This window comes from Streptomyces sp. NPDC029122, assembly GCF_055569445.1.
This window is the reverse complement of record NZ_JBVHWK010000046.1, coordinates 6,715-22,400: the sequence shown is the minus strand read 5'-3', so window position 1 is coordinate 22,400 and position 15,686 is coordinate 6,715. Positions and strand designations below refer to the sequence as shown.

14 protein-coding genes and 1 pseudogene are annotated in these 15,686 nt (G+C 71.9%); 8 read left to right on the top strand and 7 right to left on the bottom strand.

Features of this window, described 5'->3' with window-relative positions; translation table 11 throughout:
* Window positions 1-902 (bottom strand): homocysteine S-methyltransferase family protein (locus tag ACZ4WZ_RS33010; protein WP_467896678.1); only part of this gene is annotated, 902 nt, incomplete at its 3' end.
* Window positions 903-1,197: 295 nt separating this feature from the next.
* Here ACZ4WZ_RS33010 and ACZ4WZ_RS33005 point away from each other — a divergent pair.
* The 5 genes from ACZ4WZ_RS33005 (at window position 1,198) to ACZ4WZ_RS32985 (ending at window position 7,449) form a co-directional block, all read left to right on the top strand.
* Window positions 1,198-1,965 carry an IclR family transcriptional regulator gene (locus ACZ4WZ_RS33005; RefSeq protein ID WP_467896676.1) on the top strand — a complete coding sequence of 256 codons (768 nt, stop codon included), beginning with the start codon at window positions 1,198-1,200 and terminating at the stop codon, window positions 1,963-1,965.
* A gap of 323 nt (window positions 1,966-2,288) precedes the next feature.
* On the top strand, window positions 2,289-3,071 hold the full coding sequence (locus ACZ4WZ_RS33000; RefSeq protein WP_467896674.1) for an MIP/aquaporin family protein: 783 nt from the start codon (window positions 2,289-2,291) through the stop codon (window positions 3,069-3,071).
* 79 nt (window positions 3,072-3,150) lie between these two features.
* Window positions 3,151-4,677: a glycerol kinase GlpK gene (gene glpK / locus ACZ4WZ_RS32995; RefSeq protein ID WP_467896673.1), complete on the top strand. Its 1,527-nt coding sequence runs from the start codon at window positions 3,151-3,153 to the stop codon at window positions 4,675-4,677.
* A 39-nt stretch (window positions 4,678-4,716) separates the two neighbouring features.
* Window positions 4,717-6,324: a glycerol-3-phosphate dehydrogenase/oxidase gene (locus ACZ4WZ_RS32990; protein ID WP_467896669.1), complete on the top strand. Its 1,608-nt coding sequence runs from the start codon at window positions 4,717-4,719 to the stop codon at window positions 6,322-6,324.
* Window positions 6,325-6,450: 126 nt separating this feature from the next.
* Window positions 6,451-7,449 (top strand): PAC2 family protein, encoded by a 999-nt coding sequence (locus ACZ4WZ_RS32985; protein WP_467896681.1) that lies wholly within the window; start codon window positions 6,451-6,453, stop codon window positions 7,447-7,449.
* A 243-nt stretch (window positions 7,450-7,692) separates the two neighbouring features.
* Here ACZ4WZ_RS32985 and mshC read toward each other — a convergent pair whose 3' ends face one another.
* From mshC to ACZ4WZ_RS32965, 4 genes are all read right to left on the bottom strand, one after another.
* Window positions 7,693-8,922: a cysteine--1-D-myo-inosityl 2-amino-2-deoxy-alpha-D-glucopyranoside ligase gene (gene mshC / locus ACZ4WZ_RS32980; RefSeq protein WP_467896668.1), complete on the bottom strand. Its 1,230-nt coding sequence runs from the start codon at window positions 8,920-8,922 to the stop codon at window positions 7,693-7,695.
* A gap of 116 nt (window positions 8,923-9,038) precedes the next feature.
* The gene (locus ACZ4WZ_RS32975) at window positions 9,039-9,875 is read right to left on the bottom strand and encodes an SCO1664 family protein (protein WP_467896666.1); all 837 of its coding nucleotides are present in this window, start codon (window positions 9,873-9,875) and stop codon (window positions 9,039-9,041) included.
* Window positions 9,839-10,429 carry a DUF3090 domain-containing protein gene (locus ACZ4WZ_RS32970; protein ID WP_467896664.1) on the bottom strand — a complete coding sequence of 197 codons (591 nt, stop codon included), beginning with the start codon at window positions 10,427-10,429 and terminating at the stop codon, window positions 9,839-9,841. The genes ACZ4WZ_RS32975 and ACZ4WZ_RS32970 overlap by 37 nt, the downstream gene beginning before the upstream one ends.
* Window positions 10,430-10,505: 76 nt before the next feature.
* A complete protein-coding gene (locus ACZ4WZ_RS32965) occupies window positions 10,506-11,213 on the bottom strand; it encodes a histidine phosphatase family protein (RefSeq protein ID WP_467896662.1) in 708 nt (235 codons plus the stop codon).
* A gap of 54 nt (window positions 11,214-11,267) precedes the next feature.
* On the opposite strand from ACZ4WZ_RS32965, the gene corA reads away from it, so the two are divergent.
* Entirely contained in the window at window positions 11,268-12,260 is a 993-nt protein-coding gene (corA, locus tag ACZ4WZ_RS32960; RefSeq protein WP_467896660.1) for a magnesium/cobalt transporter CorA, read from the top strand.
* 20 nt (window positions 12,261-12,280) lie between these two features.
* Here the strand turns inward: corA and ACZ4WZ_RS32955 are convergent, their stop codons facing one another.
* Together ACZ4WZ_RS32955 and ACZ4WZ_RS32950 are read right to left on the bottom strand one after the other, a co-directional pair.
* A complete protein-coding gene (locus tag ACZ4WZ_RS32955) occupies window positions 12,281-13,078 on the bottom strand; it encodes a ferritin-like domain-containing protein (RefSeq protein WP_467896658.1) in 798 nt (265 codons plus the stop codon).
* A gap of 240 nt (window positions 13,079-13,318) precedes the next feature.
* Window positions 13,319-14,368 (bottom strand): LLM class F420-dependent oxidoreductase, encoded by a 1,050-nt coding sequence (locus ACZ4WZ_RS32950; protein WP_467896657.1) that lies wholly within the window; start codon window positions 14,366-14,368, stop codon window positions 13,319-13,321.
* Window positions 14,369-14,476: 108 nt separating this feature from the next.
* Between ACZ4WZ_RS32950 and ACZ4WZ_RS32945 the strand changes: the two genes are divergently transcribed.
* Together ACZ4WZ_RS32945 and ACZ4WZ_RS32940 are read left to right on the top strand one after the other, a co-directional pair.
* Window positions 14,477-15,460 (top strand): aldo/keto reductase, encoded by a 984-nt coding sequence (locus ACZ4WZ_RS32945; protein ID WP_467896655.1) that lies wholly within the window; start codon window positions 14,477-14,479, stop codon window positions 15,458-15,460.
* Window positions 15,457-15,686 (top strand): annotated as a pseudogene (locus ACZ4WZ_RS32940) (hypothetical protein); the annotation flags it as partial. The gene ACZ4WZ_RS32945 and the pseudogene ACZ4WZ_RS32940, both read left to right, overlap by 4 nt.

The window sequence follows — 15,686 nt, the reverse complement described above, 5'->3', positions numbered from 1 at the left end:
CCCACCAGCGACAGCCCGTACTCACGCACGAACGTCTCCTGCGCATCCGCCAGCTCGGCCGCCGACAGCGGATAATGCGCCCCGCCCTTCGTCAGGACCGGCAGACCCGCGTTCGGCATGCACGACAACGGGATGCGGGCGTTGCGCGCCAGATACCGCAGGTGCTCACTCATCTCCGCCGGACCCGTCGCACAGTTCAGACCGATCATGTCGATCCCCAACGGCTCCAACGCCGTCAGCGCCGCACCGATCTCCGAACCCAGCAGCATCGTGCCGGTGGTCTCGACGGTGACGGAGCAGATGAGCGGGACGGTGACGCCGAGGGCCTCCATGGCGCGGCGGGCGCCGATGATGGAGGACTTGGTCTGGAGGAGGTCCTGGGTGGTCTCGACGAGCAGCGCGTCCGCGCCGCCGGAGATCAGACCCTCCGCGTTGATCTGGTAGGCGTCACGGATCTGCGCGTAGGTGATGTGGCCGAGCGTCGGCAGCTTGGTACCGGGTCCCATGGAGCCCAGTACCCAGCGCTGCTGCCCGGTGGAGGCGGTGAACTCGTCCGCGACCTCGCGGGCGATGCGGGCGCCGGCCTCGGACAGCTCGAAGTTGCGCTCGGGGATGTCGTACTCGGCCAGGGCCGCGTAGTTCGCACCGAAGGTATTGGTCTCGACGCAGTCCACGCCCACCGAGAAGTACGCCTCGTGGACCGAGCGGACGATGTCGGGGCGGGTGACGTTCAGGACCTCGTTGCAGCCCTCCAGCTGCTGGAAGTCCTCCAGCGTGGGGTCCTGCGCCTGGAGCATCGTTCCCATGGCTCCGTCGGCGACGACCACGCGGGTCGCGAGCGCCTCCCGGAGGGCATCGGCCCGGTTCTGGGTGTCTGCGGGCAGGTTCGGCAACGAGGCCATGGTTGTGCTCCCTGGGCTGCGACGGCTGTCGGCTTTGCACCCTCTGTGTCAAGGGTGCACGCGGTCAGGGTAACCGCGCGGCGGCGGACCCGGTGAGGGCGTCCCACGTGGCGGACTGCATTCTTTGCGCTGGGGTGGCGCGGGGGCCTCCCGGCCGCCTCGTGCGCGCGGTGCGGGTGCCTCGTGGGAGGGTGCGTCGGGCGCGCCGCACCATGGAGCCACCCAACCACGCACGAGGTCGGCATCGACCGATAGTGTTCAGCATTGTCGAACTACGTCAGCAGGAGGCTGCGCGATGGCACGGAACATCCAGTCGCTCGAACGAGCCGCTGCGATGCTGCGGCTCCTGGCCGGCGGGGAACGCCGGCTGGGTCTCTCGGACGTGGCGTCCTCCCTGGGCCTGGCCAAGGGCACGGCGCACGGGATCCTGCGCACGCTGCAGGCCGAGGGCTTCGTGGAGCAGGATCCGGCCTCCGGGCGCTATCAGCTGGGCGCGGAGCTGCTGCGGCTGGGCAACAGCTATCTGGACGTGCACGAGCTGCGGGCGCGTGCGCTGGTGTGGACGGACGACCTGGCGCGTGCGAGCGGCGAGAGCGTGTACGTGGGCGTACTGCACCAGAGCGGGGTGCTGATCATGCACCACGTGTTCCGGCCGGACGACAGCCGGCAAGTGCTGGAGGTGGGGGCGATGCAGCCGCTGCACTCCACGGCGCTGGGCAAGGTGCTGTCGGCGTACGACCCGGTGGCGCACACGGAAGCCGTGGACGGGGAGCGCGAGGCCTTCACGCCGCGCACGGTGACCGACGCGGCCGGTTTCGAGGAGGTCCTGGACCTGACCCGGGCGCGCGGCTGGGCGGCGGACGTGGAGGAGACCTGGGAGGGGATCGCCTCGGTGGCGGCGCCCATCCACGACCGGCGGAGGATGCCGGTCGGGGCGGTGGCCGTCGCGGGCGCCGTGGAGCGGGTCTGCGGGGAGTCCGGGGAGCCGCACGCGGCTCTGGTGGCGTCCGTACGGGACTGCGCGCGGTCGGTTTCCCGCGATCTCGGCGCGGGCCGGTTCTGAGCTTGACCTGATCCATTCGGTCCACCCGATGGCCGCTTCGCGTGCCGTTCGGGTGGACTTTGTCGTATTTCGATCATCCATTGGCCTGATTTGGGCGATCGTACCGAGTGGTAACGATCCGGTTCTTGACCTGGTCAGGCCTTGACGCGTTCTTCACCCAGGCGGAAAACTGCCGTTCATCGGTCGGCATTGTCGAACACCTACCGGCAATACGCGTTAGGGTATGGCGAGGCCATGGACCGGTGAAGCACTCACCGAGTGTGCGGACCACCGGAGGGACCCGGTGTCCGCCCACCCCTGGACGTAAGACAAAGGAGTCGCGGGTGTCCAGCTCCGACATCTTCATCGGCGAGACCATCGGTACCGCCCTGCTCACACTGCTCGGCGGTGGCGTCTGCGCCGCCCTCACGCTCAAGAGCTCCAAGGCCCGCGGCGCGGGCTGGCTCGCGATCACCTTCGGCTGGGGCTTCGCGGTCCTGATCGCCGCCTACGTCTCCGCGCCGCTCTCCGGCGCGCACCTCAACCCGGCGGTCACCGTCGGCATCGCCGTCAAGACCGGCGAGTGGGGTGACGTCCCCGTCTACTTCGCGGGCCAGCTGCTCGGCGCCATGCTCGGCGCGGTCCTGATGTGGATCACCTACTACGGCCAGTTCCGGGCCCACCTGGCGGACCCGGAGCACATCCGCGACGCCAAGCTCGGTCCCGAGGACCCGCACCCGCACGACGTCGCCGGCCCGGTGCTCGGCATCTTCTCGACCGGCCCGGAGATCCGCAACGTCGCCCAGAACCTCACGACGGAGATCATCGGCACCTTCGTCCTCGTCCTGGCGATCCTGACCCAGGGCCTCCAGGACGGCGGCAAGGGCCTCGGCGTCATCGGTGTCCTGATCACCTCCTTCGTGGTCGTCGGCATCGGCCTCTCGCTGGGCGGTCCGACCGGATACGCCATCAACCCGGTCCGTGACCTCGGTCCCCGCATCGTCCACGCCCTGCTCCCGCTGCCCAACAAGGGCGGCTCGGACTGGGGTTACTCCTGGATCCCGGTCGTCGGCCCGCTCGTCGGTGCCGCGCTTGCCGGCGGTCTGTACAACATCGCGTTCGCCTGATCAGCTTCGGCCGCGTTCGTAAGATCCGCATCGCCCTCCTGATTCCGCCTACTCAACAGACCTGCCAGGAGCAGCCATCATGACCAGCAGCACCGGCCCCTTCATCGCCGCGATCGACCAGGGCACCACCTCCTCCCGCTGCATCGTCTTCGACCGCGACGGCCGGATCGTCGCCGTCGACCAGAAGGAGCACGAGCAGATCTTCCCGAAGCCGGGCTGGGTGGAGCACGACGCCGTCGAGATCTGGACCAACGTCCAGGAGGTCGTCGCCGGCGCCATCGCCAAGGCGGAGATCACCTCCGCCGACGTCAAGGCCGTCGGCATCACCAACCAGCGCGAGACCACCGTCCTGTGGGACAAGAACACCGGCGAGCCGGTGCACAACGCGCTCGTCTGGCAGGACACCCGCACCGACTCCCTGTGCAAGGAGCTCGGCCGCAACGTCGGCCAGGACCGCTTCCGCCGCGAGACCGGCCTGCCGCTGGCGAGCTACTTCGCGGGCCCGAAGGTCCGCTGGCTGCTCGACAACGTCGAGGGCCTGCGCGAGCGCGCCGAGGCCGGCGACATCCTCTTCGGCACCATGGACTCCTGGGTCATCTGGAACCTCACCGGTGGGGCCCAGGGCGGTGCGCACGTCACCGACGTCACCAACGCCTCGCGCACCATGCTGATGAACCTGCACACCCTGGCCTGGGACGAGAAGATCGCGGAGTCGATGGGCGTCCCGCTCAACGTGCTCCCCGAGATCAAGTCCTCCGCCGAGGTCTACGGCCACGTCAAGGACGGCGTCCTCGCCGGCGTCCCGGTCGCCTCCGCGCTCGGTGACCAGCAGGCCGCGCTCTTCGGCCAGACCTGTTTCGCCGAGGGCGAGGCGAAGTCCACGTACGGCACCGGCACGTTCATGCTGATGAACACCGGCGACAAGATCATCAACTCCTACAGCGGCCTGCTGACCACGGTCGGCTACCAGATCGGCGACCAGAAGCCGGTCTACGCCTTGGAGGGCTCGATCGCCGTCACCGGCTCGCTCGTCCAGTGGATGCGCGACCAGATGGGCATGATCAAGACCGCGGCAGAGATCGAGACCCTCGCGCTCTCGGTCGAGGACAACGGCGGCGCCTACTTCGTGCCGGCCTTCTCCGGCCTGTTCGCCCCGTACTGGCGCTCCGACGCCCGCGGTGTGATCGCCGGCCTCACCCGGTACGTCACCAAGGCGCACATCGCCCGTGCCGTCCTGGAGGCCACCGCCTGGCAGACCCGCGAGATCACCGACGCCATGACCAAGGACTCCGGCGTCGAGCTGGCGGCCCTCAAGGTCGACGGCGGCATGACCTCCAACAACCTGCTGATGCAGACCCTCTCGGACTTCCTGGACGCACCCGTGGTGCGCCCGATGGTCGCCGAGACCACCTGCCTCGGCGCCGCCTACGCCGCCGGCCTGGCCGTCGGCTTCTGGCCCGACACCGACGCCCTGCGCGCCAACTGGCGGCGCGCGGCGGAGTGGACCCCGCGGATGCCCGCCGACCAGCGGGACCGCGAGTACAAGAACTGGCTCAAGGCCGTCGAGCGGTCCATGGGCTGGATCGACGACGAAGACGCCAGCTGACGCACCAGCTGAGTCAATCGACGAGGAGCTGAAAGAAATATGAGCACCCTGCAGCGCGTCCCCACCCTGGGTACGCACCCGACTTCCGGTGCCAACGCGAGCCGCGCGGAGACCCGCGAGCAGCTCTCGAAGGCCACGTACGACCTGCTGGTCATCGGCGGTGGGATCCTGGGCACCTCGGTGGCCTGGCACGCCGCGCAGTCGGGTCTGCGGGTTGCCATGGTGGACGCCGGCGACTTCGCCGGCGCCACCTCCTCGGCCTCCTCGAAGCTCGTCCACGGCGGTCTGCGCTACCTGCAGACCGGTGCGGTCAAGCTGGTGGCGGAGAACCACCACGAGCGGCGGGTGCTGGCCAAGGACGTGGCCCCGCACCTGGTCAACCCGCTCACGTTCTACCTGCCGGTCTACAAGGGCGGTCCGGTGGGTGCGGCCAAGCTGGGCGCGGGCGTCTTCGCCTACTCCGCCCTCTCGGCCTTCGGCGACGGCATGGGCAAGGTGATATCCCCGGCCCGTGCCGTCGCCGACAACCCCGGCCTCAAGACGGACAACCTGAAGGCCGTCGCCGTCTACTACGACCACCAGATGAACGACTCCCGCGTCGCCGTGATGACGGTCCGCGCGGCCGTCGAGTCCGGCGCGGTCGTCCTCAACCACGCCGAGGTCACCGGCCTGCGCATGACGCGCGGCCGGGTCTCGGGCGCCGAGCTCAAGGACCGCCTCGACGGTACGGAGTTCGGAGTCGACGCGCGCGTCGTGCTCAACGCCACCGGCCCGTGGGTGGACCACCTGCGGCGCATGGAAGACAAGCACGCGATGCCGTCGATCCGCCTCTCCAAGGGCGCGCACATCGTCATGAAGCGCAAGTCGCCGTGGAAGGCCGCCATGGCCACCCCGATCGACAAGTACCGCATCACCTTCGCCCTCCCGTGGGAGGACCAGCTGCTGCTCGGCACCACCGACGAGGTGTACGAGGGCGACCCGGCGGACGTGCGCGCCACCGAGAAGGACATCCAGCAGATCCTGGACGAGGCCGCGTTCTCCATCAAGGACGCCGACCTCGACCGCTCGCTGATGACGTACGCCTTCGCCGGTCTGCGCGTGCTGCCCGGCGGTCCCGGCGGCGTCGAGAAGGCCAAGCGCGAGACGGTGGTCTCCGAGGGCGCGGGCGGCATGCTGTCGGTGGCCGGCGGCAAGTGGACCACGTACCGCCACATCGGCCGCGTGGTCATGGACAAGCTCGCCAAGCTCCCCGGCAGCCCGCTGACCGAGGACATGGAGCCGGTGAAGTCGCTCGTGCGCCGCGTCCCCCTGCCCGGTGTCGCCAACCCCAACGCGGTCGCGCACCGGCTGCTGGTGGACCGCGAGCCCGGCACCCGCATGGACCCGCTCACCGCGCGCCACCTGGCCTCCCACTACGGCTCCCTGGCCTTCGACATCGCCCGCCTGGCGAACGAGGACCCGGCGCTGGCCGAGCGCATCCACCCGGACGGTCCGGAGATCTGGGCGCAGGTCGCCTACGCCCGTGACAACGAGTGGGCCGAGACGGTCGACGACGTGCTGCGCCGCCGTACGACGGTGACGGTCCGCGGCCTGGACGACGAGGCCGTACGGGCCCGCGTCGAGGAGATGCTGAGCCCCAAGGCATAGCTCGTACGCAGGTGGGGAAGAGGGGCGGTTCCGAGGGGAACCGCCCCTCTGTCGTGGGCTGTGGCCGACGTCCCACAAAGGCTTAGGCTGGCCCACGTGGGCAAGGAACTTCGGAAGGAGACCTGGGTGATCGAGCTTGAGGGCGTGCCCGAGCTGATCGACCCGGTCATGGTGGCCGCGTTCGAGGGCTGGAACGACGCGGGTGACGCCGCCTCCGGTGCGGTGGCGCACCTGGACCGGGAGTGGAAGGGCGAGGTCTTCGCGGCGCTGGACGCCGAGGACTACTACGACTTCCAGGTCAACCGGCCGACGGTGTGGCTGGACAACGGCGTCAGGAAGATCACCTGGCCGACGACGCGGCTGTCGGTGGTCCGGATCGGCGGCGCGAAGCCGCGCGACCTGGTGCTGGTGCGGGGCATCGAACCGTCCATGCGCTGGCGGTCGTTCTGCAACGAGCTGCTCGGCTTCGCGCACGAGCTGGGCGTCGAGATGGTCGTCATCCTGGGCGCGCTGCTCGGCGACACCCCGCACACCCGGCCGGTGCCGGTGAGCGGGGTCACCTCGGACGCGGACCTCGCGCGGACGATGGACCTGGAGGAGACGAAGTACGAGGGCCCGACGGGGATCGTGGGCGTCCTCCAGGAGGCCTGTACGCACGCCGGGGTTCCGGCGGTGTCGCTGTGGGCCGCGGTGCCGCACTACGTCTCCCAGCCGCCGAACCCGAAGGCGACCCTGGCGCTGCTGAACCGGCTGGAGGACCTGATCGACCTCCGGATCCCGCTCGGCGAACTGCCGGAGGACGCCCGGGCGTGGCAGCTGGGCGTGGACCAACTGGCCGCCGAGGACAGCGAGGTGGCGGAGTACGTCCAGACGCTGGAGGAGGCGCGGGACACCGCGGACCTGCCGGAGGCGTCGGGGGACGCGATCGCCCGGGAGTTCGAGCGGTACCTGCGGCGGCGGGGCCCGTCCGCCGCCGCGGAGCAGCAGGGTGACGGGTCGTACCTGCGGGACACCTCCAGCGGGCTGACCCGGCCGCAGCGCCGCCGGGACCCTTCCGCGGAGGACCCGCAGCCCCCGGCGGCCCCGCCGGAGCCGGACGAGCCGGGCGACACCCCGGATGCGTAGCGCCGCGGGGCGGGGCCGGAGCCCCAGCCTCCGCGTCTCACACGCCGGCGGGGCCGTCCACATCCCCGCCGGCGTGTGAGGCGCGGCGCGGTAGCGCGTGTGCGTAGCCGCGCCCGGCGGCTGAGGGCGAGAACGGTTGAAGGGCGGGGAGGGGCCGGCGCCGCAGGCAGCCGCCCCGGCCCCCGGCCCCGGGTACGGGGATGCCCCCGGCTCCGACGGAGTCCAGGGGCATCGGCGCGGATGCTACAGGGCCACGCCCAGCAGCGCGTCCACCGTGCGGGAGACCAGACCCGGGGCGGTTTCGTCGTCGCCGTCCGAGGCGTTCTGGGCGTCCACCCAGCGGTCCACGGCGGCCAGCGCGGCCGGTGCGTCCAGGTCGCGGGAGAGGGCCTCCCGGACCTCCTCGACGAGCGCCTCGGCCGGAAGGCCGTCCGGGCGGGAGACCGCCGCGCGCCAGCGCGCGAGGCGGGCCTGCGCCTCCGTGAGGACGTCGTCGGTCCATTCCCAGTCGGCCCGGTAGTGGTGCGCGAGGAGGGCCAGGCGGATGGCCGCCGGGTCCACACCGGCGCGCCGCAGCGCCGAGACGAAGACCAGGTTGCCCTTGGACTTCGACATCTTCTCGCCGTTCAGGGCGACCATGCCCGCGTGGACGTACGCCTTGGCCATCGGGAACTCGCCCGTCAGGGCCTGCGCGTGCGAGGCGCCCATCTCGTGGTGCGGGAACGCCAGGTCGGAGCCGCCGCCCTGGATGTCGAAGCCCATGCCCAGGTGGTCCAGGGCGATGGCCACGCACTCGATGTGCCAGCCGGGCCGGCCCGGGCCCAGGGAGGCGCCGTCCCAGCTCGGCTCGCCCGGCCGTGCGGCCATCCACAGCATCGGGTCGAGGGGGTTCTTCTTGCCCGGGCGGTCCGGGTCGCCGCCGCGCTCGGCGGACAGCGCACGCATCGCCCGGGCGTCGAGGTGGGAGACCCCGCCGAAGTTCGGGTCGGACTCCACCGAGAAGTAGACGTCGCCTTCGAGCTCGTACGCGGCGCCCGCGTCACGGAGCCGCTCGACCAGCGGCACGATGCCGGGTATGGCCTCGACGGCGCCGATGTAGTGCTGCGGCGGCAGCATGCGCAGGGCGGTCATGTCCTCGCGGAAGAGGGCCGTCTCGCGCTCGGCGAGCTCGGTCCAGTCGTGCCCGTCGCGCAGCGCCCGCTCCAGCAGAGGATCGTCCACGTCCGTGACGTTCTGGACGTAGTGGACCTGCCGCTTGTTGTCGAGCCACACGCGCTGCACGAGGTCGAACGCGTTGTAGGTCGCCGCGTGACCGATGTGGGTCGCGTCGTACGGGGTGATCCCGCAGACGTAGAGGCGGGCGACGGGACCGGGGGCGAGGGTGATCGTCCCTTGGGTCGCGGTGTCGTGGATCTGGAGGTCGCGGCCCTTGCCGGGCAGGGCGGGGACCTCAGAAGCGGGCCAGGCATGCATGGCTCGAGCCTAACCGGACGAGTGTTCCGCGAACGAATGGGACCAGCACTGTTGGCTTGATCGGCACTCTTGCGGTCCGGCCGGTTCTGTGCGTCCGGCCTCACCGGCGGGCCTGCTCAGACGGGTGGCCAGGGGATCGCCGGCCACTGCCCGGACGGCTGCGGGTGCTTGCCCTCGCGCAGCAGCTGGGCCACGCGGGCCCGTACGGCCGCCAGCTCGACCGGGGTGATCAGCTCGGCCAGCCGGGTGGCGAGCCCCGCCCCGTCGGCGAGCTGGGCCTCCAGGGAGGACAGTACCGACCGGGCCTCCGGGGTCAGCGGCTCCCCCGCCCAGCCCCACAGCAGGGTGCGCAGCTTGTCCTCGGTGTGGAAGGTCACTCCGTGGTCGATCCCGTAGAGCCGCCCGTCCGGCGCGGGCAGCAGGTGGCCGCCCTTGCGGTCACCGTTGTTGATCACCGCGTCGAGGATGGCGAGACGGCGCAGCCGGGGGTCGTCGGCGTGCACCAGGAGGGCGGTGCGGCCCTCCCCGACCTCGGCGAAGGCGACCGGCTTCCAGCCCTCCCCCGCCTCCTCCCCCTCGACGAGCGCGAGGAGCCCGGGCTCCGGCGGCTCTCCGGCGTCGATCCAGTGCTGGACCATGCCCTCTCCGTACGGGCCGTCGCGCAGCACGGTGGTGGGCACCAGCCCCCACCCGGTGGCCTCGGAGACCAGGTAGGCGGCGCGCTCCCGCCGGGCGAGGTTCCCGTCGGGGAAGTCCCACAGGGGCCGCTCGCCCTTGACGGGCTTGTAGACGCACTCGACGCTGCGCCCCTCGTGGGCGACGGTGCACAGCAGGACCGCGTTGGAGGCCTCGGCGATGCGGCCGCGGACGGTGAGCTCGCCGCGGGTCAGCAGCTCCTCTATCGGGATCACCTCGCTCACACCTGGCGCCGGTACCCGTTCTGGCGGGGGCACACGTGGCCCTCGGGGTCGAGGGGCAGGCTGCACAGGGGGCACGGCGGGCGGCCCGCGTTGACCACGTCGAGCGCCCGCTTGGCGAAGGCGCGGGCCTGGGCGCCGGAGAGCCGGACCCGCAGCATCGGCGGGCCGTTCTCCTCGTCCTGGAGCAGGCGCTCCTCGGCCTCGGCGAGGTCCTCCTCGGAGTCGGCGTCGAGTTCGACGAGCGCCTGGGCCTCGACGATCATCCGCTGCTCCTCGCCGTCCCAGGCGAGCGCCATGGTGCCGACGCGGAACTCCTCCTCGACGGGGACGTCCAGCGGTGCGGTGTCGGACGCCTCGGACGGGGCGACGGCCGGGACGGGCGCGTTGCCGCCGGTCCGCCGTACGACCTCGTCGAGCAGTTCGTCCATGCGCTCGGCCAGCGCCGCGACCTGGGTCTTCTCCAGGGAGACGCTGGTGACGCGGGCGCCCGCGGAGGCCTGGAGGAAGAAGGTGCGGCGTCCAGGCAGACCGACCGTGCCGGCCACGAAGCGGTCCGGGGGGTCGTAAAGGAACACCTGACGGGGCACGACCGGTCTCCAAGTCTGAGGCAGGGGCAGGGCTGCGCACGTGTTGCTGGCCCTGCCACCCTACTGCGCCGTTCGATCAGGCCGCGCCCGCGCCGCCGCCCACGACCGCGTCGCCACCGCCCTCGGCGTCGGACCCGTCGGAGGCGGCCGGCTGCGGGACCAGCGCGGCGAGGTCGCCGGTGTCGCCGAGGCGCAGCAGGAAGGGTCGGGTGGTGGTGTAGCGGATGGCGGTGACCGAGCAGGGGTCGACGTGGATCCGCTGGAAGAGGTCCAGGTGCATGCCGAGGGCGTCGGCGACGAGGGACTTGATGATGTCGCCGTGGGAGCACATGAGGAAGACGGCGCCGGCGCCGTGCTCCTCCTCGATCCGCGTGTTCCATTCGCGTACGGCGTCCACGGCGCGGGCCTGCATGGCGCGCATGGACTCGCCGCCGGGGAAGGAGGCGGCCGAGGGGTGCTGCTGGACGATCTTCATGAGGGGTTCGTCGACGAGTTCGGAGAGCTTGCGGCCCGACCAGTCGCCGTAGTGGCACTCGCCGATCCGCTCGTCGGTGTGCAGGGGCAGCCCGGGGCGGGCCGCGAGCAGCGGGGCCAGGGTCTCCCGGCAGCGCTGGAGCGGGCTGGAGACGGCGGCCGCGAGCGGGATCCCGTCCAGCCGGCCGGGCAGTGCGGCGGCCTGCCCGGCGCCGTGTTCGTCGAGGGCCACTCCCGGGGTCCATCCGGCGAGCAGTCCAGCGGTGTTGGCGGTGGACCGCCCGTGTCGTACGAGGATCAGCGTGGCCATGCATGCAGGGTATGCGGTGGCGTCGACGTGCGGGCGGGCGCGGGTGGGGGAAGAATGCCCGGCGTGATTGTCGACTGCGCGATGTACCGGGACGGCCGCCGCTCGGAGGCGGCCGGGGACTTCTCCGAGGTGCTGGAGGAGGCCCGGGCCTACGGTGACGCCTTCCTGTGGGTCGGCATGCACGAGCCGACGGCGGAGGAGTTCGACCGTGTGAGCCGGGAGTTCGGCCTGCACGCGCTGGCGGTGGAGGACGCCCTGACCGCGCACCAGCGTCCGAAGCTGGAGGTGTACGACGACTCGTTGTTCGTGGTCCTCAAGCCGGTGATCTACGACGACGACGCGGACACGGTGACCACGGGCGAGCTGATGGTGTTCATCAGCGACTCCTTCGTGGTCACGGTCCGGCACGGCGAGGGGGCCGCGCTGGCGGCCGTGCGGCACCGGCTGGAGCAGGATCCGGACGTGCTGCGGCACGGCCCGACGGCGGTGCTGTACGCGGTGTCGGACGCGGTGGTGGACCACTACATCGAGGTGGCGGCGGAACTCCAGGCGGACCTGGAGGAGCTGGAGGCGGAGGTGTTCGCGCCGAGCCCCTCGGAGTCGAAGAACACCGCGGCCCGGATCTACGGCTTCAAGCGGCAGGTACTGGAGTTCCGCCGGGCGACGAGCCCGCTGCTCCAGCCGATGGACCGGCTGGCCTTCGGCGAGGTGCCGTTCGTGCACGAGCACGCCCGGCCCTTCTTCCGGGACGTCGCCGACCACCTGACGAAGGCCAGCGAGTACATCGAGGGGCTGGACCGGCTGCTGTCGGACGCGCTGGCCGCGCACCTGGCGCAGATGGGCGTCCGGCAGAACGACGACATGCGCAAGATCTCGGCGTGGGCGGCCATGGCGGCCGTTCCCACGATGGTGGCGGGGGTCTACGGGATGAACTTCGAGCACATGCCGGAGCTCGGGCAGTCCTGGGGCTATCCGGCGGTGGTGCTGCTGATGGTGGGCGTGTGCCTGGCCCTGCACCGGATGTTCAAGCGGCGCGGCTGGCTCTGAGGCGGCCCGGACACCCCCGGCTAGGCCCGGGCGAAGCCGTGGGAGGCGGCGCCCGGTACGCGGCCCAGCGGGTTCGTGCGCTCCGGGGGGCGGAGGCTGACCATGCGGTGCCAGCCGCAGAAGCGCTCGTACCCGTACACCGCGCGGATGCCGGCGGCGAGCGCGGCGGCCTTGGGCGCGGGCCAGCGCAGCAGCCGGCCCATGTGCTCCATGACGGCCAGGCTCACGTCCCGGTAGACGGCGATCTCGGCGAGGGCGCTCTCGCGCAGGACCCGCTGGATGGTCCGGCCGTGCCCTTCGCGGGCGAGGCGCAGCAGTTCCTCGTGGCAGTAGGCGAGGTGGTTGTCCTCGTCGCGGCTGATGGCGAGGACGGCCTTGCCGACCTCGGGGTGGTCGCCGAAGTGGCGCAGCAGCACGGCCATCTGGTCGGCGGCCCGCTGCTCGGTGACCCGGCTGTGGGCGAGGTAGACGACGATGTCCTCCTCGCGCAGGGCCTCGTCGCGGCGCAGCTTGTCGTGGGCGAGGCCGATGCCGCGGCGTTCCAGCAGCATCGTGTAGTCGGTCTCAGGGGGTACGGGGACAGGGGGCAGGCCGCGCTTGCGCAGCAGGGCCTGGAAGATCCGGCCGTGCTTGTCCTCGTCGGCGCCGTGCCGGGTGATCTTGGGGGCGAGGTCGCGCATGCCCTCGGGTACCAGGGCGGCGATCCGGGCGTTCTCCCAGCCGCCCTGCGACTCCCCGCCGGCGGCGATGGAGCAGAACAGCTGGAAGGAGTCGTCGTGGTCGACGATCTCCTGGAACAGGCTGCGGGCGGAGAGCATACGACGAGTCAAATGCGGATCGATCGGGCGGGCAACCGATGGGGCGCCGTAGTCGGCCGAATGAACGAAACCGGCGGACCCCCGGCGGGGCGTAACCCCGGGGGCGGGCCCGGCGTTGTTCGCTGTGTCGGCCGTGGCGGGGAAGACCCCCCGAGCCCCCACCACGGCCGCTGACCTTCTCCACCCCGCCACCCGCACCACCGCGCCGGGCTCCGTCCGGCGGCGCCCGGGTCCCGTGCGTCAGGCGAGACCGGCGATCTCCAGGGCCTCGGTACCGGCGCGCAGGGCGGCGATCCGCTCGTCGAGGGTGAAGCCGGCCGGGGCCAGGGTGAGCGTGGTGACCCCGGCCTCGGCGTAGGCGCGCATTCCGTCCGCGATCCGCTCCACGGAGCCGAGCAGCGTGGTGGAGTCGATCAGCGAGTGCGGGACAGCGGCGGCCGCCCCGTCCTTGTCGCCGCCCAGGTACTTGGCCTGGATCTCGGCGGCCTCCTTCTCGTAGCCCATGCGCTGGGCGAGCTGGTTGTAGAAGTTCTGCTTGGCGCTGCCCATGCCGCCGACGTACAGGGCGGTGTAGGGGCGGAACACGTCGGCGAGGGCCTTCACGTCATCGCCGAGGGCCAGCGGCACCGTCGGGCAGACGTCGAAGCCGTCCATCGTCAGACCGGCCTTCTCGCGGCCCGCGCGGATGTGCCGCAGGGCCGTCTCCTCCAGGTGCTCGGCGGCCGGGAAGATCAGCAGGGCGCCGTCGGCGATCTCGCCGGTCTGCTCCAGGTTCTTCGGGCCGATGGCGGCGATGTAGAGCGGGATGTGCGGGCGCTCGGGGTGCACGGTCAGCTTGAGCGGCTTGCCGGGACCGCCGGGCAGCGGGAGGGTCCAGTGCTCGCCGTCGTGGCTCAGCCGTTCGCGGGACATGGCCTTGCGGACGATCTCCACGTACTCGCGGGTCCGGGCGAGCGGCTTGTCGAACTTCACGCCGTACCAGCCCTCGGAGACCTGCGGGCCGGACACGCCGAGGCCGAGGCGGAAGCGGCCCTTGGTGAGCGAGTCCAGGGTGGCGGCGGTCATCGCCGTCATCGCCGGCTGGCGGGCGGGGATCTGGAAGATGGCCGAGCCGACGTCGATCCGCTCCGTCTGGGCGGCCACCCAGGCCAGTACGGTCGCCGCGTCGGAGCCGTAGGCCTCGGCGGCCCAGCAGACGTCGTATCCGAGGCGGTCGGCCTCCTGGGCGACGGCGAGGTTGTCGGCGTCCATGCCCGCACCCCAGTAGCCGAGATTGATGCCGAGCCGCATGTGTCGTCCCCTAACGAAGGTGCCGGTTTACCGATCAGTAACGTGGGTCTGCGGGGACTGTAGCGCGCCCCACGGCCCCGCGTCAGCGCCCCAGTAGTCTCAGCGCTCATGGAGCAGAGGCATCTCGGCCGCACCGGACTGCGCGTCTCCCGGATCGGCCTCGGCACCCTGACCTGGGGCCGTGACACCGGCGAGGAAGCCGCCGCCGAGCAGTTGAAGACGTTCTGGGAGGCGGGCGGCACGCTCGTCGACACGGCCGACGTGTACGGCGACGGGGAGGCGGAGTACCTCCTCGGGCAGCTGGTGGGCTCCCTCGTTCCGCGCCGGGACCTGGTCATCGCGACCAAGTCGGGCAGCGTCCCCGACCCCGACCGGCGGTTCGACGGCTCGCGACGGCACCTGCTGAGCGCCCTGGACGACTCCCTGGACCGGCTGGGCACCGATTACGTGGACCTGTGGCAGGTGCACGCCTTCGACCCGCGGACCCCGCTCGAGGAGACCCTCCAGGCGCTGGACCTGGCCGTAGCCAGCGGCCGGGCCCGGTACGCGGGGGTGTCCAACTTCAGCGGCTGGCAGCTGGCGAAGGCCGCCACGTGGCAGCTCGCCGCACCGGGAACGCGGACCCGGCTGGCCTCGACCCAGATGGAGTACTCGCTGCTCCAGCGGGGCGTCGAGCGCGAGGTGCTGCCGGCGGCCCGGGACCTGGACGTCGGCCTGCTCCCCTCCTCCCCGCTGGGCCGGGGGGTGCTGACGGGCAAGTACCGCGACGGCACCCCGGCCGACTCCCGGGGCGCGTCGCCGTCGCTGGCCGCGCTCGTGGAGCCGTACCTGGACGAGGCGGCGGGCCGCATCGTGGACGCCGTCGTCACGGCCGCGCAGGGCCTCGCGGTCACCCCGCTCCAGGTGGCGCTGGCCTGGATCCGCGACCGGCCGGGGGTCACCGCCCCCATCGTGGGCGCGCGGACGTCGGCACAGCTGGGGGCGGCGCTGTCGGTGGAGGCCCTTAGTCTTCCGGAGGAGATCCGCCGGGCGCTGGACGACGTGTCGGCGCCCGTGCACCGCTACCCGGATCAGGACTGGAGCACGCTGTGAGTACGGCCCCCGACCCCGCCACCCCCGCTGCCGCGGAGGACCCGTACGAAGCCGCCCCCGCCCACCCCCGGGACGGGGCCCCCGACACCGTGGACGCACCGGACGGGGCGGACGCCGAAACGCCGGAGGCCCCGGAGGGCACCGAGGGCGCGGACGGGCCGGACGGGGAGCCGGGGGCGGAGCCCGCGGACACCGGGCGGGACGCCGCGGCGGAAGACCCGGAGGG